General features: G+C 70.0%; 20 protein-coding genes. 15 read left to right on the top strand and 5 right to left on the bottom strand.

Going from position 1 to position 23,680, the window contains the following annotated elements; all coding sequences use genetic code 11:
• Positions 1–31: 31 nt before the first annotated feature.
• From D7W82_RS10805 to D7W82_RS10795, 3 genes are read left to right on the top strand one after another with little or no spacing between them, the layout of a single operon-like run.
• Positions 32–406, top strand: coding sequence for a response regulator (locus tag D7W82_RS10805; protein ID WP_014400722.1), 375 nt, complete (start codon positions 32–34; stop codon positions 404–406).
• Positions 406–3,198 carry an ATP-binding protein gene (locus D7W82_RS10800; protein ID WP_120618262.1) on the top strand — a complete coding sequence of 931 codons (2,793 nt, stop codon included), beginning with the start codon at positions 406–408 and terminating at the stop codon, positions 3,196–3,198. The genes D7W82_RS10805 and D7W82_RS10800 overlap by 1 nt, the downstream gene beginning before the upstream one ends.
• Complete coding sequence (locus tag D7W82_RS10795; RefSeq protein ID WP_120618261.1) at positions 3,195–5,225, top strand: response regulator; 2,031 nt, start codon at positions 3,195–3,197, stop codon at positions 5,223–5,225. Before D7W82_RS10800 ends, D7W82_RS10795 begins: the two co-directional genes overlap by 4 nt.
• Before the next feature lie 10 nt (positions 5,226–5,235).
• Here the strand turns inward: D7W82_RS10795 and D7W82_RS10790 are convergent, their stop codons facing one another.
• Complete coding sequence (locus D7W82_RS10790; protein WP_120618260.1) at positions 5,236–6,804, bottom strand: LVIVD repeat-containing protein; 1,569 nt, start codon at positions 6,802–6,804, stop codon at positions 5,236–5,238.
• Positions 6,805–6,876: 72 nt separating this feature from the next.
• Between D7W82_RS10790 and D7W82_RS40490 the strand changes: the two genes are divergently transcribed.
• From D7W82_RS40490 to D7W82_RS10775, 4 genes are all read left to right on the top strand, one after another.
• On the top strand, positions 6,877–7,017 hold the full coding sequence (locus D7W82_RS40490) for a hypothetical protein (RefSeq protein ID WP_158617632.1): 141 nt from the start codon (positions 6,877–6,879) through the stop codon (positions 7,015–7,017).
• A gap of 123 nt (positions 7,018–7,140) precedes the next feature.
• Positions 7,141–8,235 (top strand): AAA family ATPase, encoded by a 1,095-nt coding sequence (locus tag D7W82_RS10785; protein WP_120618259.1) that lies wholly within the window; start codon positions 7,141–7,143, stop codon positions 8,233–8,235.
• On the top strand, positions 8,232–9,128 hold the full coding sequence (gene truB, locus D7W82_RS10780; RefSeq protein ID WP_120618258.1) for a tRNA pseudouridine(55) synthase TruB: 897 nt from the start codon (positions 8,232–8,234) through the stop codon (positions 9,126–9,128). Before D7W82_RS10785 ends, truB begins: the two co-directional genes overlap by 4 nt.
• A gap of 215 nt (positions 9,129–9,343) precedes the next feature.
• Complete coding sequence (locus D7W82_RS10775) at positions 9,344–10,846, top strand: hypothetical protein (RefSeq protein WP_120618257.1); 1,503 nt, start codon at positions 9,344–9,346, stop codon at positions 10,844–10,846.
• Positions 10,847–10,929: 83 nt separating this feature from the next.
• On the opposite strand, the gene tkt is transcribed toward D7W82_RS10775, so the two are convergent.
• The 3 genes from tkt to D7W82_RS10760 form a co-directional block, all read right to left on the bottom strand.
• Positions 10,930–12,987 (bottom strand): transketolase, encoded by a 2,058-nt coding sequence (tkt, locus tag D7W82_RS10770; RefSeq protein WP_120618256.1) that lies wholly within the window; start codon positions 12,985–12,987, stop codon positions 10,930–10,932.
• 109 nt (positions 12,988–13,096) lie between these two features.
• Positions 13,097–14,302 (bottom strand): VWA domain-containing protein, encoded by a 1,206-nt coding sequence (locus D7W82_RS10765; RefSeq protein ID WP_120592322.1) that lies wholly within the window; start codon positions 14,300–14,302, stop codon positions 13,097–13,099.
• Positions 14,303–14,320: 18 nt separating this feature from the next.
• Positions 14,321–15,169 (bottom strand): MoxR family ATPase, encoded by an 849-nt coding sequence (locus D7W82_RS10760; RefSeq protein ID WP_120618255.1) that lies wholly within the window; start codon positions 15,167–15,169, stop codon positions 14,321–14,323.
• Positions 15,170–15,334: 165 nt separating this feature from the next.
• On the opposite strand from D7W82_RS10760, the gene D7W82_RS10755 reads away from it, so the two are divergent.
• From D7W82_RS10755 to D7W82_RS10730, 6 genes are all read left to right on the top strand, one after another.
• Positions 15,335–15,943 (top strand): vegetative protein, encoded by a 609-nt coding sequence (locus tag D7W82_RS10755; protein ID WP_370450980.1) that lies wholly within the window; start codon positions 15,335–15,337, stop codon positions 15,941–15,943.
• 131 nt (positions 15,944–16,074) lie between these two features.
• Positions 16,075–16,602: a hypothetical protein gene (locus D7W82_RS10750; protein ID WP_120618253.1), complete on the top strand. Its 528-nt coding sequence runs from the start codon at positions 16,075–16,077 to the stop codon at positions 16,600–16,602.
• A 411-nt stretch (positions 16,603–17,013) separates the two neighbouring features.
• Positions 17,014–18,123 (top strand): 3-oxoacyl-ACP synthase III family protein, encoded by a 1,110-nt coding sequence (locus D7W82_RS10745; RefSeq protein WP_120618252.1) that lies wholly within the window; start codon positions 17,014–17,016, stop codon positions 18,121–18,123.
• A 45-nt stretch (positions 18,124–18,168) separates the two neighbouring features.
• Positions 18,169–18,786 carry a DUF2378 family protein gene (locus tag D7W82_RS10740; RefSeq protein WP_120618251.1) on the top strand — a complete coding sequence of 206 codons (618 nt, stop codon included), beginning with the start codon at positions 18,169–18,171 and terminating at the stop codon, positions 18,784–18,786.
• Positions 18,787–18,840: 54 nt separating this feature from the next.
• Complete coding sequence (locus D7W82_RS10735; protein ID WP_120618250.1) at positions 18,841–19,356, top strand: hypothetical protein; 516 nt, start codon at positions 18,841–18,843, stop codon at positions 19,354–19,356.
• Positions 19,357–19,440: 84 nt separating this feature from the next.
• The gene (locus tag D7W82_RS10730) at positions 19,441–20,883 is read left to right on the top strand and encodes a hypothetical protein (protein WP_120618249.1); all 1,443 of its coding nucleotides are present in this window, start codon (positions 19,441–19,443) and stop codon (positions 20,881–20,883) included.
• A gap of 31 nt (positions 20,884–20,914) precedes the next feature.
• Here D7W82_RS10730 and D7W82_RS10725 read toward each other — a convergent pair whose 3' ends face one another.
• Positions 20,915–21,397 carry a nuclear transport factor 2 family protein gene (locus D7W82_RS10725; RefSeq protein WP_120618248.1) on the bottom strand — a complete coding sequence of 161 codons (483 nt, stop codon included), beginning with the start codon at positions 21,395–21,397 and terminating at the stop codon, positions 20,915–20,917.
• Between the two features lie 59 nt (positions 21,398–21,456).
• On the opposite strand from D7W82_RS10725, the gene def reads away from it, so the two are divergent.
• Entirely contained in the window at positions 21,457–21,996 is a 540-nt protein-coding gene (gene def / locus D7W82_RS10720; RefSeq protein ID WP_120618247.1) for a peptide deformylase, read from the top strand.
• Positions 21,997–21,999: 3 nt separating this feature from the next.
• Entirely contained in the window at positions 22,000–22,704 is a 705-nt protein-coding gene (locus tag D7W82_RS10715; protein WP_120618246.1) for a sterol desaturase family protein, read from the top strand.
• Positions 22,705–23,680: the final 976 nt, after the last annotated feature.

Genomic DNA, 23,680 nt, shown 5'->3' with positions numbered 1-23,680 from the left:
CCAAACCCCTCTTCCTGGAGCACTCCCTCCCATGGCGAAAATCGAGAAGGTCCTGCTCGTGGACGATGAGGATGACATCCGCACCATCGGGCAGCTGAGCCTGAGCCGGGTGGGGGGATGGAAGACGGTGCTCGCGTCCTCCGGCGCGGAGGCCCTGGAGAAGGCGGGCCAGGAGGGCCCCGACCTCATCCTCCTGGACGTGATGATGCCCGGCATGGACGGGCCCACCACGTTCGGCCGGCTGCGCGCCCAGCCCGCCACCGCGAACACGCCCATCATCTTCATGACCGCCAAGGTCCAGAAGCAGGAGGTGGCGCGCTACCTGGAGCTGGGCGCGGTGGGCGTCATCGGCAAGCCGTTCGACCCCATGACCCTGCCGCAGGAAATCCGCCGCCTGGTGCCCTGATGGAACCCCGCCTGTCCAAACGCTCCGCCGCGCTGGCCGCTGGCGCCCTGGTGCTGCTGTGTGCCCTGTTCATCCTGGGCCGCCCGGGCTCCACCGCCGACCACGACCACTACCGCACCCAGCTGCGGCAGCTGCGCGTGGCCACGTCGGAGCTGGAACAGGACGTGCTGCGCCAGCGCGTGGGCATGGCGCAGCTGCACGGCTCCTCCGACCGGGACTTCGACGCGCTCGCCGCCCGCGCCCGTCAGCTGCGCTCGGCGCCCGGCTTCCTCCCGGCGGAGGGCATGCGCTCGCTCAACGCCTCCCTGGACACGTACCTGCGCGTGCTGGAGGGCTCGCGCGCAATCCTGGCGGAGGCCCGCGGGAAGGACCAGCAGCTCGCCGCCCTGCGGGAGGCCTTCCCCGGCGTCATCGCCGCCACCGCCGCCGCGCTGCCCCAGGGCGCGCCGCGCGCGCACGTGGAGGGGATGGACGTGGACGTGCTGCTCGCCTCGCGCGCTCCGGGAGAGGCGTCGGGGGCCCGCGTGGAGGCCTCGCTGGCGCGGCTGGCCCGGGCGCGTGAGCAGCAGCCGCTGGCCGCCCCCGCCATCGCCTCGCTGGACACCCTGGAGGCCCGCACGCGGGAGCTGATGGCGCTCCAGCGCGCCACGGACGCGTCCTTCCAGGCGCTGCTGGACCACGGCGCCACCGGCGAGGCCGAGCGCCTCATCACCACGTACCTCCAGCTCCAGGAGCAGTCCCAGGCCCGCGCGGAGCGCACGCGCATCGTCCTCTTCGGCGTGTGCCTGCTGCTGGTGGTCTACGTGCTCGTCGTGCTGGTGCGGCTGGCGCGGGCGTCCGCGGCGCTGGGCGAGCTCAACCGGGGGCTGGAGGCGCGCGTGGCGGAGCGCACCCAGGCCCTGTCCGCCGCGAGCGCGGAGGCGCGGGCCAGCGACGCGCGCAAGGCGGCCATCCTGGAGGCGTCGCCGGACGGCATCGTGGTGCTGGACGAGTCCGGCCGCGTCGCGGAGTTCAACCCCGCGGCGGCGTCCCACTTCCGCCTGCCGTCCGCGCGGGCGGTGGGCGCGGACTTCCTGTCGCTGGCGCTGCCCGCGTCGCTGCCTGCCTCGCAGCGGGAGGCCGTCCACGCCGCGCTCCTCCAGGAGAGCGGCGCGGCGCGCCTGGAATCACCGTGCCTGCGCGCGGACGGCGACGTGTTCCCCGCGGAGCTCACCTTCGCGCGCGTGCACGCGGACGGCCCGCCGCGCACCACCGTCTTCGTGCGCGACCTCACGGAGCGCAAGGCCGTGGAGCGGATGAAGAACGAGTTCATCTCCACCGTGAGCCACGAGCTGCGCACGCCGCTCACCTCCATCCGCGGCTCGCTGGGCCTCCTGGAGAACGGCATCGTGGGGGAGCTGCCCTCGCAGGCGCTGGACATGGTGCGCATCGCGCGCACCAACACCGAACGGCTCATCCGCCTCATCAACGACATCCTGGACCTGGAGAAGATGGAGTCCGGGATGCTGGAGCTGAAGCTCCAGCCGCAGGCGGCGCAGGACCTGGTGGAGTCCACGCTCGCGGGCGTGCAGGGCATGGCGGAGACGGCGCACGTCACCCTGCGCTCGGACGTGGAGGGCGCGCCGCAGGTGAAGGGCGACCGCGACCGGCTCATCCAGGTGCTCACCAACCTGGTCTCCAACGCCATCAAGTTCTCGCCCCAGGGCGCGTCCGTGGTGGTGGCGGCCGGCTTCACGGCGGACGGCCGGGTGCGCTTCAGCGTCACGGACCAGGGCTCCGGCATCCCGGAGGAGAAGCTCCCCCGCCTCTTCGGCCGCTTCCAGCAGCTGGACGCGTCCGACACCCGCTCCAAGGGCGGCACCGGCCTGGGGCTGGCCATCTCGCAGGCCATCGTGGAGCAGCACGGCGGACGCATCGACGTGTCGAGTCCCCCGGGCCAGGGCGCCACCTTCCACTTCACCCTGGAGGCCCTGCGCGCCCCGTCCGTCGCGCCGCTGCCCCGGGACGAGTCGCGCCACAACGTGCTCATCGTCACCGCGGACACGGAGCTGTCCGCGCTCCTGCGCGGCCTGCTGTCGCACGAGGGCTACCGGGTGGTGCGCGCCGCCACGCTCACGGAGGCCATGCAGGCGGTGGAGCACGCGCTGCCGGACGCGCTGCTGGTGGACACGCAGATGCCGGACGGCACCGTGCTGGACTGGGTGCACCGCCTGCGGGAGCAGCCGCGCACGCGCGAACTGCCCGTGCTGGCCCTGGCCGGGCGCTCGCAGCAGGGAGCGAAGGACGCGGGCACGGCGCTGCTGGTGGACTGGCTGCCCACGCCCGTGGATGAAACCCGGTTGCTCAAGACACTGCGTTACGCCATGCGCCAGCCGGGCCAGGCGCGCGTGCTGGTGGTGGACGACGACGCCACCACGCGCCGGGTGCTGTGCGCGCAGTTCGAACGGCTGGGCGCGCTGTGCATCGAAGCGGCGGACGGAGAGAGCGCGGTGGCGCTCGCGCGCGACACGCCCCCGGACCTCATCGTGCTGGACGTGGGGCTGCCGCGGCTGGACGGCTTCGAGGTCGTGGACATCCTGCGCCAGGGCAAGGGCCGCGCCACGCCGCTCATCGTCTTCACCGGCCGCGAGCTGTCGCGCACCGACCAGCGCCAGCTCACCCTGGGCATCACCCGGCACCTGACGAAGGCCCGCGCTTCCGAAGAAGAGCTGGTGGCCTCCGTGCGGGAGCTGCTCAACGGACTGCTGGCCCGCCGCGACGCCGCGGCCGGGCCCCGAAAGGCGATGCCATGAGCACCGCGCGTAGCGCCAAGACGCTCCTCTTCCTGGAGGACGACCGAGACCTCCAGGCCCTGGTCTGCACCTTCCTGCGGGACAAGGGCTACCAGGTGACCCCCGCCCGCACCGCCGCCGAGGCGCGCGAGGTGCTCCAATCCAAGCCGGTGGACGCCGCCATCGTGGACGGCCTGCTGCCGGGCATGACGGGCGCGGACTTCATCCGCGAGCTGCGCAAGACGAAGCCGGACCTGCCGGTGCTCTTCGCGTCCGCCTTCTGGAAGGACCTGAAGAGCCATGAGCTGCTCACGCGCCAGCTGGGCGTGGCGCGCGTGGTGCACAAGCCCTACCGGCCGGAGGAGCTGGCGGTGTGGCTGGAGCAGCTCTTCGCGGTGGCACAGCCGCCGCCCCCGCCTCCGGAGGCCCAGGACGAGGCGGAGGACGCGGAGCCCGTGGATGACTTCGCGGCCAGCCTGGCCCTCTTGAGCGCGGACTACGGCGCGAAGCTGCCGGAGCGGCTGGCCACGCTCCAGGCCCTGCTCGGCAAGGGGCGCCACGGCGACGCGGCGGCCATGGAGGAGGCCTACAGCGTCGTGCACAAGCTGCACGGCACCGCGGGCAGCTACGGCTTCCGCGACGTGAGCATCACGGCGGGCGCGCTGGAGGACGTGCTCCGTCCGGTGAAGACCGGGGGCACGCTGGACTGGGCCCGGGTGGACGCGGGCTTCCGCGCGCTGGAGGACCGCGTGTCGCTGCCGGTCCTCACCCCGGAGCTGGAGCCCGAAGAGGCGGTGGTCGCCGCCATGGGCACGCTGCTCGTGGTGGACGAGGACGCGGCCGTGCTCGCGGACGCGCGCCGGATGGGCGAGCGCGAAGGGGTGCGCGTGGTGACGGCCGCCACGCCCCAGGAGGCCTGCGCCGCAGTGGAGAAGCAGTGGGTGGACGGGGCGCTCCTGCACATGGGTGAGGCGGGGCTCGCCACCGCGAGCGCGCTGCGCGCGATGGAGGGCCACCAGTCCCTGCCGCTGGCCTTCTCCAGCACGGGCAGCGGCCTCCAGGAGCGCGTGCACGCGGCGCACGCGGGCGCGTCGCTGTTCCTGCCCCGGCCCTTCACCCAGCAGGACTTCGCCACCGCGGCGGAGCGGCTGGTGGCCACGCGCCGGCTGGAGCGCGCGAAGGTGATGGTGGTGGATGACGACCCGGAGGCGGTGCGCGCCCTCTCCCAGGCGCTGGTGAGCGACGCGGTGGAGGTGGTGGGGCTGGAGAACGCCTACGGCCTCTTGGACGCGCTCGCGCAGCACCGCCCGGACCTGCTGCTCCTGGACGTGCAGATGCCCGGGCCCAGCGGGTTTGATTTGTGCCGCATCCTGCGCCTGACGCCGGAGTGGCAGGAGCTGCCCATCCTGCTCATCACCGCGCAGGTGGGGCTGGAGTTCCGGCTGGCCGCGTTCCAGGCCGGCGCGGATGACTACCTGGCCAAGCCCGTGCTGAAGGAGGAGCTGCGCGCCCGCGTGCACGCGCGGCTGGAGCGGGCGCGGCTGTCGCGCGAGCGCACGGAGCGCGACGCGCTCACCGGCCTGATGCTGCGCCGTCCCTTCGTGGAGGCGGTGGGCACGCGCCTGTCGGAGGCGCGCCGGAGCGACAAGCCGCTGGCGCTGTGCTTCCTGGACGTGGACCACTTCAAGAAGGTGAACGACCAGCACGGCCACCTCGCGGGGGACCGCGTGCTGATGCGGCTGGGGCGGCTCCTGGGCGCGCGCTTCCGCCGCGAGGACCTGCGCGCCCGCTGGGGCGGCGAGGAGTTCGTCGTCGCGCTGCTGGGCGAGACGCCGGAGAGCGCGAAGGAGATCCTCTCCCGCACGGCGGAGGAGCTGTCCGCGATGACCTTCGAGGGCGACGGGGGCGAGACCTTCCACGTCACCTTCAGCGCGGGGCTCGCGGTGGCGCCGGGTGACGGCACCACCCTGGACGAGCTGCTGCGCGTCGCGGACGCCCGGCTCTACCGGGCGAAGGAGAACGGCCGCAACCGCATCGAAGCGGAGTGACGCCCGCGCGTCACGGCTCCGCCAGCACCAGCAGCCCGCGCGACAGGTCCACGACGTACACGTGCCCGTCGCCGGGCACGCGCATGCCGATGGCCCCCTGGTAGAGGCTGTCGGTGCTGCGCGGGTGCGCCTCCTGGAAGGAGTCGAAGGCCGCGATCTCCTTCGGGCGCTCGGGCTCGGCCACGTCGAAGACGCGCACGCCCTCGTGGTACCAGGCCACGTAGAGCCGCGTGCCCACCAGCACCATGTTGTGGATGGACGTCTGCGGGCGCTTCTTCACCTCGCCGATGAGGCGGATCTTCGCCGGGTCGGTGACGTCCAGCACGCGCAGGTGCGCGCCGAAGCGCTCGCCGCCCTCGAAGGCGATGGTGCGCCCGTTGAGGGTGCCCACCGCGCTCGCGTGGCTGTACTGGCCGTCGAAGGCATACGTGCCCAGCACGGGCGTCACGTCCGGGCGGGTGACGTCCACGACGACGTAACCGGTGCGCGTGTGGTTGACGTAGAGCCGGTCCTGGTAGGCGAACGCGTCGTGCGGGTAGCTGACGCCCGCCTCTCGCGGCACGGAGATGCGGCCGAGCAGCTGGGGCTCCAGCGGCGAGGCCACGTCGAACAGCAGCGTCTCCCCGTTGGGAGACGGGGACATGGCGTACAGCCGGTCGCCGTCCACGAACACGGTGTGCACGTTGATGGCGCCGCCGGGCAGCGCGCGCACGTACTGGGGATTCGCCGGGTCGGTGATGTCGAAGACGACGACGCCGGAGTTGGCGCTGGCGACGTAGAGCGCGTCGCCCTTGGCCCAGACGCCGTTCCAGTAGTTGTCGTTGGGCAGGCTCACGCGGGTGACGAGCGTGGGGTGGGCCGGGTCCGCCACGTTGAAGACGTTCAGGCCTCCGTCCTCCGTCGTGCCTCGCGGCAGGGACACCACGTAGGCGTGGCCCTTGGTGACGTAGACGTCCACGGGGTCTCCCTCCGGGATGGCGGACTCGGAGACGAGGCGCATGTCCCTGGCGCCGGTGTCCTCTTCCTGGTTCAGGTTCATCCGCTGGGCGTGGAAGGTGCCGGAGTAGTCCGGCACGCCGTCGGTGCAGCGCACGAAGCAGCCGGTGAGGTGGCCGGGCGCCGGCACGCGGCAGCCCGCGAGCGCGTACCGCTGCAACCGGAGCTGGGAGTTCATGATCTCCCCGGTGATGAAGAACCCCTGGGGGCCCACCTCGTTGCGCACCAGGGGGTCGCCCAGGAAGCTGGGGGTGGTATCCAGGCGGAAGCCCGTGCCGAACGTGCTCGTGGCGTTGTAGCGGAAGATGGCCTGGTAGACGCCGGAGGGCTCCAGGGCGCCCACCGCCTTCAAGTCACAGCCGGTCAGGTTGAAGCTGGCCGGGTCGGAGCAGTTCGCGCTCGGCTTCGCGTAGCTCGCGTCCATGCAGGGCTCGTTGGGGACCACGTCGATGTAGTCGGTGAGCTCGACGGGGGGCTTCGGCTCCGACGGTCCCGGTCCGGGAGGGTTGGAGTCGCTACAGCCGGACAGGGACAGGGCGCAGGCGAACAGGCCCGTGCCCAGAATGCGAAGGGAAGACGTCATGGGATGAAGGCTCCTGCGCGGGCTTCGCGGTCCACGGCCGACGCGAAGCCGCGGGAAGTCTAGCGCGACAGCATGGCGGAGGCGCTGGAGGCCGCGCTGACGCGGCAGGCCTTCGAGCCCATCTCCATCCCCGAAGCGCGGAGCCCCCCGGACTGGGAGTTCATCGTCGCTCACGCGCTGTCACGTCACGGCGGACAGGTGGCGTCCTCGTGACCGGGGACCTGGAAGCGGACCTGCGGGTGCCGTAACGGCTGGGCGCTGTGCCGGGAGGTGGGCAGTGGCCGGACGAAGGTAGGGCCGCCTCGGTAGGAGGCCGGATAGGCTCGCGCGCACGTCATGGCCCTCACACGTCTGGACATCGCAGGCTATCGCTCCGTGCGTCAGCTCCACCTGGAGCTGGGGCCGGTGACCGTGGTGGTGGGCCCCAACGGCAGCGGCAAGACGAACCTGTACCGCGCGCTGTACCTGCTCGCGGCGGCGGCGGAGGGCAGGCTCGCGCGAACGCTGGCGGACGAGGGCGGCACCTCGAGCGTGATGTGGGCCGGCCCCCGTGACCCCAAGAAGCCGGCGCGCATGCGTGTGACGGTGGACCTGGACGACCTCACCTACGAATTGCAGTGCGGCGTGGTGCCCACGTCGCCACCCCAGACGATGTTCACCCTGGATCCGGAGGTGAAGGAGGAGCACCTCTGGGCGAACGCCGGAGGCCGGCGTCTGGTGTTGATGGAGCGCAAGGACCGCACGGCCTTCATCCGCGACGCGGACGGCAAGCGCATCACGTTCCCCACGGAGCTCTGGAGCGGGGAGTCGGTGATGGATCAGCTCGCCGAACCGCACCGCTTCCCCAGGCTGGGAGAGGTCCAGCGCACGCTGAGCGCGTGGCGCTTCTACCACCACTTCCGCACGGACCCGGACGCGCCGCCCCGGCACCCGCAGGTGGGCGTGCGCACGCCGGTGCTCGCGTCGGACGGGCGCGACCTGGCGGCGGCGCTCCAGACCCTCTGGGAGATTGGCGATGACCGCGCCCTGGAGCAGGGCATCGACGACGCCTTCCCCGGAGCACGGCTGGAGATTCGAGCGGAGAACGGCCGCTTCAGCCTCTTCCTGCACATGCCCGGCCTGTCGAGGCCCATGGCCGCGCCGGAGTTGTCGGACGGGACGCTGCGCTACCTGTGCCTGCTGGCGGCGCTGCTCAGTCCCAGGCCGCCGCCGTTCCTCGCGCTGAACGAACCGGAGACCAGCCTGCACCCGGACCTGCTGGAGCCCCTGGGCCGGCTCATCGTGCGCGCGTCCGAATACAGCCAGGTCTGGGTGACGACGCACGCGGAGGCCCTGGCGCGAGTCATCGCGGACAAGACCGGCACCTCGCCCGTGCACCTGGAGAAGCAGCAGGGCGCGACGACGGTGAAGCGGAACGGAAGCGACGAATGACCCCCGGCCTCTACCTCACGCACAAGCCCGTGGGCGCCACCAGCTTCGCCACCGTCCGAGCCTTCCAGGAGGAGGCTCAGGCAACGAGGCCCGGCCGCCGCACGGCGCTGGTCCACGGCGGCACGTTGGATCCGTTCGCGGAAGGGCTGCTGCTGATGCTGGTGGGCCCGGCCACGCACCTCTTCGAACACCTGCACGCGGCGCCCAAGGTCTACGAGGCCCGCGTGGAGTGGGGCACGGAGATGGACACCGGAGACCTGCACGGCCGCCCCGTGCACCAGGGAGACGCGACCGCGCTCACCCCCGAGCGCCTCGAAGCAGCGCTGCGCCCGTTCCTCGGCTGGACGGAGCAGGTGCCCCCCGCCACCAGCGCGAAGAAGCTCGGCGGAGAGCCCGCCTACCGCAAGGCCCACCGGGGCGAGGCCGTGGACCTGCCTCCCTCGCGCGTGTACCTGCACACCGCGCGCTGGCTGTCGCACGACCTGCCCAAGGCCAGCACGTTGGAGCTCACCTGCCGTGGCGGCTACTACGTCCGCTCGCTGGCCCGGGACCTGGGGCGCGCGCTCGGCTGCGGCGCGCACCTCTCCGCGCTGAAGCGCACGGCCATCGGCCCGTGGAAGGACCCCGGCCCCGGCGCGCGCATCGAACGGCACGGCCGCGACCTGCTCCCCTGGACGCACTCACGAGCGCTCACGGACCAGGACGTGGGAGCCCTGCGCCAGGGCCAGTCCATCGCCGCCACGCCGCTCCAGCCTCCAGATTGGCGCCTGCCCCCGGGCTATCCGGAGCCCCCGGGCCCGGTGCGCGGCTTCCACCAGGGGAAGCTGACCTTCCTGCTCACCCCCAGGGACGGAGCCCTCTGGCCCGAGACGGAGCTGCGCGGCGGCGTCTAGGAAGTGATGCCTTTCGTCACCACCCCGGGGGCGGGGGGGATGATGACTGTCATCACCGGTGGTGACTGTTGTCACCACCCCGGCTCTCGCGTCATCGCCGCGTAACCCCATGGAATCCTTCAGGGTGTGCTGGCCCGGGGGGCTGGCACGACGCGCGCAATAGGTCCCGGCATGACCGCTTCCGCAAAGGAAGCCGCTCCACCCGGAGATCAAAAATGACCACCATCAAGTCCACCGTCACCGCCACCCTCAACAAGGCGACCGTCAACGACAAGCAGCTCGCGGTCCTGCGCGGCACCTCGTCCCCGGCGAAGCAGGCGGCGGAGATGAAGGCCACCCTCAACAACATGAAGGCGCAGATGGCGGGGATGAAGGCGCAGCTCCAGGACCTGAAGTCCCAGCAGCACATCGGCGACCGCTTCTCCACGCAGGGCCACGGCTGCTGGGGCACCCCCTCGCGTGACAACTGGCAGCCCAAGGACCTGGGCGCCATGGTGGAGATGAACAAGCTGAACCAGACCTCCGGCTCCATCAGCGCGGAGCAGTTCGCGGACAGCATCGAGGCCGCGGTCGGGGACCTGGACGGCCAGGCCGCCTCCGGTGAGTACCGCGCCGTCGCGGACTGGGCCGCCAACAACCGCGAGCGCCTCACCCCGGAAGCCCGCCAGGTGATGGACCTCTACAGCAAGTACGCGGCGCTCTCCCAGTCGCGCGGCGAGTCCGGCATCCCCCAGGGCGACTTCAAGAAGATGCTCTCGGAGATGCGCGACGTGGGTGACGCCAGCGCGAAGAAGGCGCTCGCCCACCTGGACAGCAAGACCCACGGCGGCACGGTGTCCGGGCAGGACATGGCCCGCGCCATCAAGAACGGCACCGCGGACCACGACGGCCAGGCCGGCGGCGCGGAGCTGAAGGAGTTCGAGAAGTGGGCCGCCAAGAACGAGGGCCGCCTGTCCCCGGAGGCCAAGGAGGTCCTGGACGTCTACCGCAAGCACACGAAGGCGGCGCAGGCCCAGGGCCGCTCCGGCCTCACCGACGCGGAGACCGCCGCCATGAACAAGGAGCTGCGCCAGGTGGGCGCCGGTGACGTGAGCGCCCGCAAGGCCACGGAGGCGCTCGACAAGCAGAGCGGCCCCATCTCCGGCGAGGACCTCACCAAGGCCATCAAGGACGGCATCTCCGACACGGACGGCCACTCCTCCACCTCCGAGCTGAAGGAGTTCGAGAAGTGGGCCGCCAAGAACGAGAGCCGCCTCACGCCCGAGGCCAAGGAGGTCCTGAAGACCTACCAGCAGGCCGCGAAGAAGGCCGGCCCGGAGGGCATGACCCAGAAGGAGGCGGACGCCATGTTCAAGAAGATGGAGGGCTTCAAGACCTTCCACGACAGCTCCATGCGCAACGCGCTGGAGGGCCTGGACGCCAAGAAGGGGAAGATCTCCGGCAACGACCTGACCGCCGCCATCGAGAAGGGCGCGGGCGACCTGGACGGCCAGGCGGCCGGCACCGAGTTCACCGACACGATGAAGTGGGCCCGCCAGAACTACGACCGCCTCACGCCCGAGGCGAAGAAGGTGGTCGACACCTACGAGAAGTACGCCACCCGCTCGCAGGCCCAGGGCTCCACGGGCATCGACCAGAAGGACTTCAAGAAGATGATCAACGAGATGAAGTTCATCAGCAACCCGCGCCCCACGCGCCCCGTGTTCTACGCGGCCTGATGTGAAGCAGGGGGGATTGGAAGTCAGAAGGGTCCCGGACCTTCGGGGGAGGGTCCGGGGCCCTTCTTTTTTCTACAGGCGCGTCAGTGCTTCTTCGCCTTGGCGATGGTGGCGTGCGCTTCCTTCACCACGTTCTCCACGGTGAAGCCGAACTTCTGCTGCAGCGCCTTGATGGGGGCGGACGCGCCGAAGCTGCGCATGCCGATGACGCTGCCCGTGTTGCCCACCCAGCGCTCCCAGCCGAACGCCGCGCCCTTCTCCACGGAGACGCGAGCCTTCACGCCCGGGGGCAGCACGCTGTCCTGGTAGTCCTGGGGCTGCTGCTCGAACAGCTCCCACGAAGGCATGCTCACCACGCGCGCCTTCACGCCCTCCGCCTTGAGCTTCTCCGCGGCCTCCACCACCAGCGCCACCTCCGTGCCGGTGCCGATGAGGATGACGTCCGGCGTGCCGCCCTCCGCCTCCAGCAGCGTGTACGCGCCCTTGGCCACGCCGGACGCGGGGGCGAACTTCGTGCGGTCCAGCGTGGGCACCGGCTGGCGCGACAGCACGAGCACCACCGGGTGGTGCTGCTGCTGCGCGATGTAGCGCCACGCCTCGGTCACCTCGTTGGCGTCGCCGGGGCGCAGCACGATGTTGCCCGGCACCGCGCGCAGGGACATCAGCTGCTCCACCGGCTGGTGCGTGGGGCCGTCCTCGCCCAGGCCAATGGAGTCGTGCGTGAAGATGTGGATGGACGGAATCTCCATCAGGGACGACAGGCGCATGGCGGGGCGCTCGTAGTCACTGAAGATGAGGAACGTGGCGCCGTAGCCGCGCACGTGGCTCAGGTTGAGGCCGTTGACCACGGAGCCCATCGCGTGCTCGCGCACACCGAAGTGGATGTTGCGCCCCGAGTACTCGCCCGGCTTCAAGGACGTGGACGAGGAGATGTACGTCTTCGTGGACGGGTTCAGGTCCGCGGAGCCGCCCACGAGCCACGGGTAGTTCTTCGCCAGCGCGTTGAGCACCTTGCCGCCGGACTCACGGGTGGCCATGCCCTTCGCGTCCACGGGGAACACCGGCAGCTCCTTGTCCCAGCCCTCGGGCAGCTCGCGCTTGAGCAGCGCGTCCAGCTCGCGAGCCAGCTCCGGGTGCTGCTTGCGGTAGTCCGCCAGGGACTTCTCCCACGCGTCATGCAGCGCCTTGCCGCGAGCGCCCATGCGCTCCTGGAAGCGCTCGCGCACGCCGTCGGGCACCAGGAACTGCGCGTCCTCGGGCCAGCCGTAGGCCTTCTTGGTGGCCTTGATTTCATCGGCGCCCAGGGGCTCGCCGTGAGCGCTGGCGGAGCCCTGCTTCTTGGGCGAGCCGAAGCCGATGAACGAGTTGACGATGATGAGCGTGGGCTTGCCGCGCTCGTCCTTGAAGGACTTGTAGGCCTTGGACAGCGCGTCCAGGTCGTTGGCGTCGGTGACCTTGAGCACGCGCCAGCCGTAGCCCTCGAAGCGGCGGCCCACGTCCTCGGTGAAGGCCAGGTCGGTGCTGCCGTCGATGGAGATGTGGTTGCTGTCGTAGATCCAGCACAGGTTGGGCAGCTTCAGGTGGCCCGCGAGCGAAGCGGCCTCGGACGCCACGCCCTCCATCATGTCGCCGTCGCCGCACAGGGCGTAGACGTCATGGGTGAACAGGTCGAAGCCGGGCTTGTTGAAGTGGGCGCCCAGCCACTTGCTGGCGATGGCCATGCCCACGCTGTTGGAGACGCCCGCGCCCAGGGGGCCGGTGGTGGTCTCCACGCCGGTGGTCCAGTGGTACTCCGGGTGGCCCGGCGTGGCGGAGTCCAGCTGGCGGAAGTTGCGGATGTCGTCCAGGGACACGGCCGGGACGTCGGTGACCTTGGCGTCCTTCACGCGCTTCACGCCGGCCAGGTGCAGCAGGCTGTAGAGCAGCATGGACGCGTGGCCATTGGACAGGATGAAGCGGTCGCGGTCCGGCCAGTTCGGCGTGGCCGGGTCGTATCTCAGCTCCTGCTGCCACAGCTGGTAGGCCACGGGAGCCAGCGCCATGGGCGCGCCCGGGTGGCCGGAGTGGGCCTTCTCCACCGCGTCCATGGACAGCGTGCGGATGGTGTTGATTGCCTGGGTATCGATCTTCTCGGTCGTCATGCGGCCTCCCGCGCTGAGCCTGCGTCGCGGGCGCACCATGCCGTAACTGGGTCCGCCGCGCCGCACGAAACACGCCCATCCGTCGACGGGCGCACGTCCATTCCAGGAATCAACGCCGCGCCATCGCGCCCCGGGGCGTCTTCCCCCGGGTGAGGTGGTTCACCGCCTCACCCAGTCCCTCCACGGTGAGGGAGAACATGGGGAACACATTGGCGATGACCGCGATGCTGCCCGAGCGCCACGACCCGCGAGGCTCCGGGTTGAGCCACACGTTGCGCTCGAAGTGCTGCGCCAGTTGCATCAGCCACGTGAGCCCTTCCAGCCCCTCCTGGCGGTACTGGCCATTGGCATCCGTGCGGATGCCCAGCTCATACGGGGCCATGGACGCATCGCCCACCATCACCAGCTTGTGATGCCTCCCCACCTGCGCGGTGAGCTCCGGCACGGTGATGCCGCCCGTCAGCTGCGGCGTGGCGTACAGCTTCCCGTAGACGCAGTTGTGGAAGTAGTAGGTGCGCAGCTCCTTGAAGTGCGTGGCCTGGCTGGCGACGCTAAACAGCCGGCTCACCAGGTGCGCGTACGGGTCCATGGAGCCGCCCACGTCCATGCACAGCACCACGCGCGTGTTGGGGCGGCGCGGCGGACGTGTCACCACCTCCAGCTCACCCGCGTTCTTCGCGGTGGCGGCGATGCTCTCGTCCACGTCCAGCTCCTCCGCCACGCCCTCGCGCGCGAAGGCCCGCAGCTTGCGCAGCGCCACCGCCAGCTGCCGGGTGTCCAGCACCAGGTCGTCGCGGTAGCCCGCGTACTTGCGAGCCCCGGCCTGCCACAGCGCCTGGCCCTGACGTCCGCCCGTGCCGCCAATGCGCACGCCCTGCCGGGCCGCGCCGTTGTTGCCAAAGGCAGACGCGCCGCCCGTGCCCACCCAGCGCGTGCCGCCGTCGTGGCGCTCGGTCTGCTCCTTCAGCCGCTGCTCCAGCTGCCGCCGCAGCTCCTCTGGATCCCACTGCTCCAGGAGCGCCAGCTCCTCCGGGCTCAGGTCGGTGCGCTCCTTCGCCTCCTCCAGCCAGGACAACAGCTCCTCGGTGAGCTTCAGCGCGTCGGAAGCGACGCCCTGGAAGTGAGAGAGGAACGCCTGGTCAAAGGCATCCAGCTGCGTCTCCGAGTGCACCAGGAGCGCGCGAGCCACGTGGTAGAACCCATCCAGGCTGCTGTCATGCAGCCCGGCCTTCAGCGCCCCGGCCAGGGCGAGCGCCTCCTGCGCGCCCACCTTCACCCCGCGCTTTCGCAGCTCGTAGAAGAACGGCAGGAACATGGCGTGGCCCCGTGCCCTTTACGCGCGCGTCCGCCGGCCGCGGCCGAAGGCTTCCGCCACCGCCACCAGGTCCTGCTCCTTCTTGAGCAGCGCGCCCAGGAACGGCAGCTGCTCCTCCAGCTTCAACTCCACGACGCCGTTGGCCTTGAGCACCGAAATCCAGTCGATGAGCTCGCTGGTGGACGGCCGCTTGCGCAGGCGCGTCATCGCGCGCAGCTCGTAGAAGACCTTGAGCGCCTGGTCCGCCAGCGCGGAGTCCAGCCCCGGGTGGTGCACGTCCACGATGCGCTGCATGAGCTCGCGCTCCGGGAAGTCGATGAAGTGGAACACGCACCGGCGCAGGAACGCGTCAGGCAATTCCTTCTCGTTGTTGCTGGTGATGAGCACCACGGGGCGGTGCTTCGCCACCACCTCGTCGTTGGTCTCGGAGATGCGGAAGCGCATCCGGTCCAGCTCGTGGAGCAGGTCGTTGGGGAACTCCAGGTCCGCCTTGTCCACTTCGTCGATGAGCAGCACCACGCGCTCCGGAGCAGCGAACGCCTCGCCCAGGGGCCCCATGCGGATGTATCGCCGGATGTCTCGCACGTCCCCGTCCCCGAAGCGCGAGTCATACAGCCGCTGCACGGTGTCGTAGACATACAAGCCGTCCTGCGCGCGCGTGGTGCTCTTCACGTGCCAGGTGAGCAGCTTCAATCCCAGTCCCTGGGCAATCGCTTCCGCCAGCAGCGTCTTGCCCGTGCCGGGCTCGCCCTTGACCAGCAGGGGACGCTGGAGCGTGAGGGCGCAATTGACGGCCGCCTGCAGGCCCTCGCTCGTGAGGTAGGAGTCGGTGCCGCGGAAGCGAACAGGAGTGGGAACCGGAGTCATGGATGGTTCCTTTAACATCCTGGGGAATGTTTCCATCCCTCCCCAGGCGGTTGGGTGTATATCCTGCCCCACATGGCCCCACTTTCCCTTGAAACCGAACTTCGCGACATGGTCCGCCGCGAGTTGCAACTGCAACTGGCTCCCGTTCAGAAGGCCGTGGCCCGTATGGCCAAGGGGCTGGATGCGTTGGATGCACTGCGCGCGGTGACCGACCGCCTGGCGCCGCTGTCCAGCCGCCTGGGAGCCGTGGCGGGCGTGCGGACGCCCACGCTGGCGCCGGAGCCGGTCGCTCGCCGCCGTCCGGGCCGTCCGCCGAAGGCCGCCGCGAAGGCCGCGCCCGCCGCGAAGGCCGCGAAGACGCCCGCCGCGAAGACGCCTGCCGCGAAGACGCCCGCCGCGAAGACGCCGGTTGCGAAGGCCGCGCCCGTGAAGGCGCCCGCCGCGAAGTCTCCGGGCCGTCCGCCGAAGGCCGCCGCCGCGGAAGGCAACGAGGCCTGCGCCGTCATCGGTTGCAAGCGCCAGAGCCGCTCCAAGGGCTACTGCTCGGCGCACTACCAGAAGCTGCGCCTGCTCATCCGCACGGGCCGCCGCCCGGACGCGTGGGTGGATGGCGCGAAGTCGCAGTCGGTCCCGGACGTCACGCTGCCGCGGGGGCGCGCGGGCAGCCAGGCGCTGAAGGAAGCGGCGAAGCCGGTCGCGCCCGCGGCGCCGCCCAAGCCCAAGGCGTGGCTGCGCAAGAAGGGCTCCAGCGGCGGCATGGTGTCGCTGACCTGACGGAGGACGTCGCCCGTGCGCCTCCCCGCGTGACGGGTCGCCCCGAGCGGCCCGCCGTGCGTGCCTCAACCCCGACACGGGTTGCTTCCTTCCATTGACATGCGGGCCGTGGCGGTGTGAATCCCGGCCCCATGAGCGAGCAATATCCAGTCACCGTCGCGGTCCGCCGTCCCGACGGTTCGGTGGAGCAGGTTCGGGTGGGCACGGCGTACAGGAACGGCGAAGGCTTCACGCTGCAGCTGGGCGAGCTGTCCATGAGCGCCACGCCCGTCGCGGCGTCGGCCCCGGCGTATCGCCGCCCCGCGTCCTCGGGCGCCCCGTCCGGTGGCGGCGGTGGCGACGGCACGCTCCTGCCCAACTACGGCCGCAGCAAGGGCGCCCCCGTCTACGGCGCCAGCCTCCAGGACCTGGAGTTCTACGCCAACGGCGCGCGCCGCTCCCTGGCGGACCCCAGCAAGTCGCGCTGGCACGACAAGGAGCGCCAGCTCCTGACCGCCATCGAGACGGAGATCGCCCGGCAGCGCGGTGAGGGCGGCGGCGGTGGCGAGCCCCCCGCGCGCGGTGGCGGAGGAGGCCGTGGCGGTGGCTACGGCTACGGCAACCCGCCGGACGACGGCGACATCCCGCCCCCCGGCGACGACGACAACATCCCCTTCTGAGGTCCGCCTCGGACACCTCCTGCGGCCATGAAAAGTGGCCGCGGGAAGATCCAAAGGGTCCCTCTGCTCGCAATAGAAGTGGAGCGACCCCTGCAAGGCTCGCGGGCGATTGACATCCGCGGCCCAATGGCAGACACCGTGAGTAATCCCGGTGTCCACTATCGGTGAATTGACACATCGCGTGTGATTCATTCCACGTCGATGCCTTCACTTCTGAAGTATTCCGCATCCTGCGGATTTCACAGGCCTCCAGGGCGGTTCTGTCCTGGCCTGTACTTCACGAGTGACTCGTCCAGAAACAGGAACTCCGTCTTTCCAAGGGCTTAGGAAGTGGCCTGGAACGTGCTCTATGCACGCATGCCAGGGAATCCATCCCGTCCGGCAAGGCTGTGAAATCGCGAGGCCATGGAAATGACCGAACGGGTGTGTGTGGTGGGCGCGGGTTCGTTCGTCCCAGCACGGACCATCTCCAACGAGCGGATCGCGAAGGCGATCCCCGGCTGGTCGGCCGCCCGCATCGAAGAAAAGATTGGCATCAAGGAGCGCCGCTTCCTCTGGGACTTCGACGACGAGACGGGCCGCGCCATCCCTCCGCCGGACGACGTGCTGGGGCGCTTCTACCCGGCGACGAACACGGACATGTGCGAGGTGTCGCTGCGCCAGGCCCTCTCCCGCGGCGGCGTGGAGGCGAAGGAGCTGGACGCGCTCTTCGTGGTGACGTGCACCCCGGACGCGCCGCACTTCAACCACGACGCCATGGCCCTGCACGAGCGGCTGGGCCTGCGCGAGGACGCCTTCGCGCTGGTGGTGGACGACGGCTGCGGCGGCACGCCCTACGTGCTGGACCTGGTGCGCAAGATGATGGAAGGCGGCCGCTTCCGCACGGTGGCGGTGGTGGCCTCGGCGTTCACCTCGCCGCTGCTCAACCGGGAGGTCTACACGGACGAGCTGCCGCCCACGCCGGGCCGCCCCAAGGCGCTCAACGCCTACCTGTCCATGTATGTCTTCGGGGACGGCGCGGGCGCGGTGGTGCTGCGCAGGGAGGAGGGTGACGAGGACGGTCCGGGCATCCTCTCCTCGTTCTCCGGCAACGCGTACGCGGAGCTCGTGTCGCGCCGGGGCGGCGGCATGCTGAAGCTGCCCTACCAGCCGGGTCGCACGCGCCCGTCCGACATGGCCTTCGTGGTGGACGGCTTCAAGGTCGCGCGCAGCTACCCGGAGTACATGCAGAAGTGCCTGGACGCGGTGCTCACCCCCACGCTGCGTGAACAGGTGAAGCGCTACTACTTCCACCAGCCCAACAAGCGGGTGATGGACGCGTTCGTGGCCCGCGCGGGCCTGCCGAAGGAGTCCGTGGCCTGCAACGTGGATCGCATTGGCAACACGTCCGCGGCCGGGATGTTGATTCTCCTGGCGGACGACCTGGAGCAGGGTCGTGTTGCACTCGGCAGTGGGGACCTGGTGGTGGTGGCGGCTGTCGGTGCCAACGTCCATTATGGGGCCCAGCTCGTGCGGCTGTAGTGCGCACGGGTCTTCATCTCCTCCCCCCCGGAGATTCCCCCCTCTATGAGTGAGCAGCGCAAGGAAGTCGCGGTCCTGGAACCGGCCATTGCCCAGGACCTGGAGAAGCGTCTGGCCCTGTCGACCCCCGACGACACGGCCCGAGGCATGTTCTTCAATGGCGCGTTGAACGCGGTGCGCATCCTGGGCGGCGATGCCGCGGTGGAGAAGTGCCTGGCGGTGGTGCAGGAGAAGAAGTTCGTGGACTTCTTCAACTACCCGGTGGCGGGCTTCCTGAAGCTGTCCTTCACGGGAGCGCAGCTGATGGGTCCGCAGCTGGGCGGCTTCGACGCGATGTTGCGCAAGATGGGCACGCAGGCCACCACGGACTTCCTGTCGTCGGCGGCGGGCAAGACGCTGCTGCTGCTCGCGGGTGACAGCCCCAAGCGGCTGGTGACGAACCTGCCCACGGGCTACCGCGCGGCGGTGAGCTACGGCGAGCGCAGCGTGGAGTGGACCAGCGACCGCGCGGGCAAGCTCATCATGAGGCGGGACTTCATGCCGCCCGCGTACCACGAAGGCGTGCTCCAGGCGGTCATCGAGGCGCTCGGTGCCCGAGGCGTCCAGGTGAAGGGCCGGCAGACGGGCCCGGTGGACACGGAGTACGCGCTGTCCTGGCAGTGACCGGAGCACGACCCACGCAGTCCTCGCTGTCCTCGACGAAGGATGGGTTTGGACATGTCCCAGGAACAGGCAGGAGCCACGGTGCGGCTGCAGTCCGGCGGCGAGTGGGTGTATGCCTTTCGCTCGCAGGAGGACGCCGCGACGCCACCGGATGAAGCGGTGTGCGCGGCGGCGCCCTTCACGCCCACCGTGAAGCTGGGCGCGGGCCTCTACGTGCCCGCCGGTGACGGCGGCTACGAAAGGGTGGGCTCGGCCACGGCCTGCTTCCGGCTGACGGACCGGGCCTTCACCCCGGGCTCGCAGGTCCCGTTCCACGCGCGCTTCCTCCTGCCGGTGGGAGCCTTCACCGCGCAGGGCGAATGCGTGCTCGTGAGCAACGACCAGCCCCAGGCGGGCGTGGTGCTCGCGGGAGGCGCGCTCAAGCTGGTGGAGGTGCCGCCGGGTTTCGTGGGCGGCGTGATGACGAACCTGAGCGTGTTCAACCCGCTCAAGCTGCCCGGCTTCGCCACCGGCTCGTACTACACGCTCTACACCTTCCGGAAGGAAGGCACGGGCGCCTCTACGCCCTGAGCGGCACCCCAGGGTGAGCAGGAGTGTCGGGGATGCCTGGGAGAATACGTCCCTGGGCATCCGACGCCATCACCAGGGGGACGCATGGAAAGCAGGTGGAATCCGCTCTACGAATCGCTCGGCTATCGGCCGCCCGCGAGCGGAAGGGCCGTGCCGGCGGAAGCACCGCCGCCGGAGGACACGGACCTGCCCCTCCTCGGCCCGGAGGAGCTGGAGGCGCTCAGGTCCGCCTTCCTGCGGGAGCCGGAGGACGTGCTGCGCTGGACGGAGAGTGGCCTGGGCGCGAGGGTCACGGTGGGCGCGTTCGTGGAGGCGCTGCGAGAGCTCGAGCTGCTCTTCACGGACCCCGGCCAGCTCCAGGAGCAGCTGGCCGCGGTGGAGCGCCACGCCCGTCAGGGGACGGGAGGTCTGCCCGCGGACTTCACCTTCCCGCTGAGGACGGAGGAGATCCCCATCGACCCCACGCGCACGCGCTTCGAGCCGCAATCGGACCTGCGAGGCTGGCTGTTGTTCAGCGGCCCCGTGTGGCTGGAGCAGGGCGCGGCGGCGCGGCAGGCCCCCTTCCGCTGGCACTTCGGAGCGAAGAGCCGCTTCGTCTATCCGCTGAGGGAGCCGGAGCCGGGCCAGCCGGTGGAGGTGGCGCTCTTCGGGGACTTCGGCACGGGCGAATACTCCTCCCGGTACATCGCCCGGCAGCTGGTGATGCGCGGCGAGCGCCTGGACTGCGCGGTGCACCTGGGCGGCGTCTTCTACTCGGGCCGCCAGGGCGAATTCGACGCGCACGTGGCGGAGCCGCTGGAGCCGCTGCTCGGGACGACAGCGCTGCTGACGCTGAACGCGCCGCCGGAGATGCGCTCGGGCGCGGGCGCCTACTTCCGCTACCTGGACGAGCGCCGGGGCGCGAGCTCCCGTCACCCGCAGGAGGGCAGCTACTTCTGCCTCGCCGCCGAGCGCTTCCAGCTCATCGGCCTGGACACCGCGTGGTTCGAAGCGGGCCGCCACCGCGAGCCCGCGCTGCTGCAATGGCTGGAGCAACGCCTGTCGGAGGGGCGCCGTCGAGGAGCGATGAACATCCTGCTGACCCACGCCGCGCCCTACGGTCCGGACGCGGCGCGGCTCGCCCCGCTGGTGACGGAGGACCTGAGCACGCTGGTCGTGGAGCGCGAGTGGGTGGACCTCTGGTGCTGGGGAGGCGCCCAGGCCGGAGCGCTCTACGACCGAGCACCGGGGCTGCCCTTCCTCGGCGCCAGCCTGGGCCACGGAGGCTTCCCCTTCGAGCGCAGGGACGCCCCGGAGTACCCGGTGGCGCCGGTCCGCTTCTTCGAGTCCCGGCCGCGCTTCCCGGAATGGACGGGCGTGCGCCAGGACCGGGGCAACCACGGTCACGCGACGCTGTGGCTGCACGCGGACGGCAGGGCGTCGCTGCGCTACACGGACTGGATGGGCCAGGTGCGCTGCGAGGCGACCCTCTCACGCCGGAGCCCCAGGGACCCCGTGACGCTGAAGACGCTCGACGTGAGGGAGTGAGTCTCTGCCCCTCAGGCTCCCTCAGGCTCCCTCAGGCTCCGGTGACGCCGCGCTCCTTCATGTACTTGCGCAGGCCCGCGGCGCCCTGGGCACGCACCTTGTTGTGCAGGAGCGGCGTCCACCCGAGCGCCCATCCCACCGGCCCCAGCGCCTGCCGCGACCAGGTCCAGAAGGGGAACCGGTCGGTGTGGCGGACAATCTTCCCGTCCTTGAACTCGAAGGTCGCGTCGATGCGGTTGAGCACCTTCCGTCCCGTCTGGCTGAACGTGTAGGTCGCATCCCAGTGGGCGCTGCCGGTGCGGTCATCGGCCTGGACCTGGCTGAAGACGAGCTCCAGGTCCTTGCCGCGCTCCAGCAGCATGCGCCACATGGAGGTGGCCCCCGCGTAGCGCAGGCCCTGGAACACGGCGTCGTTGAACTCCACGTCCGGGTGGTAGCAGGCGGCCATGCCGTCGGCGTCGCGCCGCTGGAAGGCCGAATAGAAGTCGGTGATGAGCTGGGCGTTCGGGTGCATGCCGCCGGTCTAGCGGAACTGCCGAGCAATGGAAGGGGCCGCATGGCAGAGTCCGCCGCATGGCTCGCGACATCGTCATCTGGCCCCACAAGGTTCTCACCTCGCCCACCCAGCCCGTGACCGACTTCGGCCCGGCGCTCGAAACGCTCCTCCAGGAGATGTCGGAGGCCATGGCGGAAGCCAAGGGCATCGGTATCGCGGCCAACCAGGTGGGAATCCCCCTTCGAGTGGCCATCGTCGGCCGCGAGGACGGCACCCAGTTCGAAATCGTGAACCCCCAGATGCTCTCGAAGGAGGGGAGCGTGAAGCTGGAGGAGGGCTGCCTCTCCGTGCCGGACGTCTGGGAGAAGTGCCCCCGCGTCGAGCGCGTGAAGGTCCGCTACCAGGACAAGACGGCCCAGTGGCACGAACTGGAGGCGGACGGCCGGCTCGCGCACGTGCTCCAGCACGAAATCGACCACCTGGACGGCCACGTCTTCGTGGACCACCTCTCCAGCCTGAAGCGGACCCTCATCCTGGACCGCATGAAGAAGCTGCAGAAGTCGCTCGCACGCCGGAAGGAAGAGCCCTCGGAAGGCAAGGGGACGAAGCGCTCCTGACGCATGGAACCGCCCTCTGTCCCCCGCAAGGTCCAGGCCTTCCGTGAGGAGTACCGGGCCCGGGCCATCGGGCCCGGCTACCGGGGGCAAATCCACTTCGCCTTCACCAGCCTCGTCTGCCTGGGGGGAATCGCCCTGGCGCTGAGCCAGGTGGAGGCCCCCCGCCTCTGGGAGCTGCTCGGGGTCCCCGCCGTCATCGCGCTCGCGAACACGGTTGAATTCCTCGGCCACCGGGGCCCCATGCACCACCGCACCCGGGGCCTGGGCCTGGTGTTCGAGCGGCACACCGTCCAGCACCACCGCTTCTTCACCCATGAGGCGATGGCGTACGAGTCCCCCCGGGACTTCAAGATGGTGCTCTTCCCGCCGGTGCTGCTCCTCTTCTTCCTGGGAGCCATCGCCGCCCCGCTCGGAGCGCTCTGCTTCCTGCTGATTTCCCCCAACGCGGGCTGGCTCTTCGTCGCCACGGCGCTCGGCTACTACCTGGCGTACGAATGGGTGCACTTCACCACGCACCTGCCGGGCAACCACTGGAGCGCCCGGCTGCCCGGCATCTCCTTCCTCCGGCGTCACCACCAGGTGCACCACGATCCCGTCCGGATGGGCCGGCACAACTTCAACATCACCTTCCCCCTGGTTGATGGGCTCCTCGGGACGCGATGGCGCGCCTCTCCGGATGAGGAGCAGGCGGCACGCCGAGGGAAGTGACGGGGAAGGGGGAAAGCCGGAGCCGGGGGTTCACACCTTGGAACGGCGTGCCCATATCCCCGGCGGCTGAGGACGAATGATCAGGCCCGGATCAATCAGGGTTTGACGTCGCCGAACCGAAGCGTTAGAGACTGGACCTCCGCGCAACGAACCGCCGGCCCCCGGGCCTCGGAAAGTCAGCGCGGGGGAAGAAAAGGATCGACGAAGGTTGTTGATCCCGAACGCGGCAAAGAGGTAGAAGCCGCGCCCCGCCCGAACCGGACCGAAGGCAGCAGGTCGGAACGCAGAGGGCGGACAGCAGCAAACGGTCGCCACCAAAATGGTTGATCGCGGATGCGGTGGTGGTACAAGCCGCGCCCCTCGCTTCGAAGCCCGCGCATTGGCGCGGAAGGCACTTCGAGGAGAGAGCAGCACCGACAAGGAAATAGGGCAGTCAACGAGCGAGTTGACAGCGAACGCGGCGAAGAGATAGAAGCCGCGCCCCACCGAAGAAGCAACAGTCCGGAAAGCAACACGACGGACGCAAAGCGGTGAGGAAAGCTGACAGCAAGCGGTTGACAGGGAGCGCGGCGCTGAAGTAGAAGCCGCTCCCCTTCGAAAAGAAGCGGCGGAAGTCACTGGACGGCGCCGACGAGATTCGAAGCAGCCCGCAGGACGCAAAAGCGAAGTTGACGCTGACTGCGAACTGAAATAGAAGCTGCAACCCGCCGGGCGAAACAAACCGGCAACGAAGTAGACGGTAGCAAAAGTCGCGAAGCAAAACAAGCGGCTCGGTCTTTGAAAACCAAATAGCAAGCCCAAGTAGTAATGGATTGCGGAAACCCGCAGTCAATTTTTTGAGGGCGCTTTACCTCAAGAGCAGCGCTGAAAAGCGCAGCGAGAGGGAAGTGCCGACGAATCAGCGAGCCGAGACTCCTTAGCCGGGTCTCGGGGAACGCCGGTTCAAGCAAACCAAGAATACAATTGGAGAGTTTGA

The sequence above is a fragment of the Corallococcus sp. CA049B genome, assembly GCF_003611685.1.
Classification (GTDB): domain Bacteria; phylum Myxococcota; class Myxococcia; order Myxococcales; family Myxococcaceae; genus Corallococcus; species Corallococcus coralloides.
This window is presented reverse-complemented; position numbering and strand designations above follow the sequence as displayed.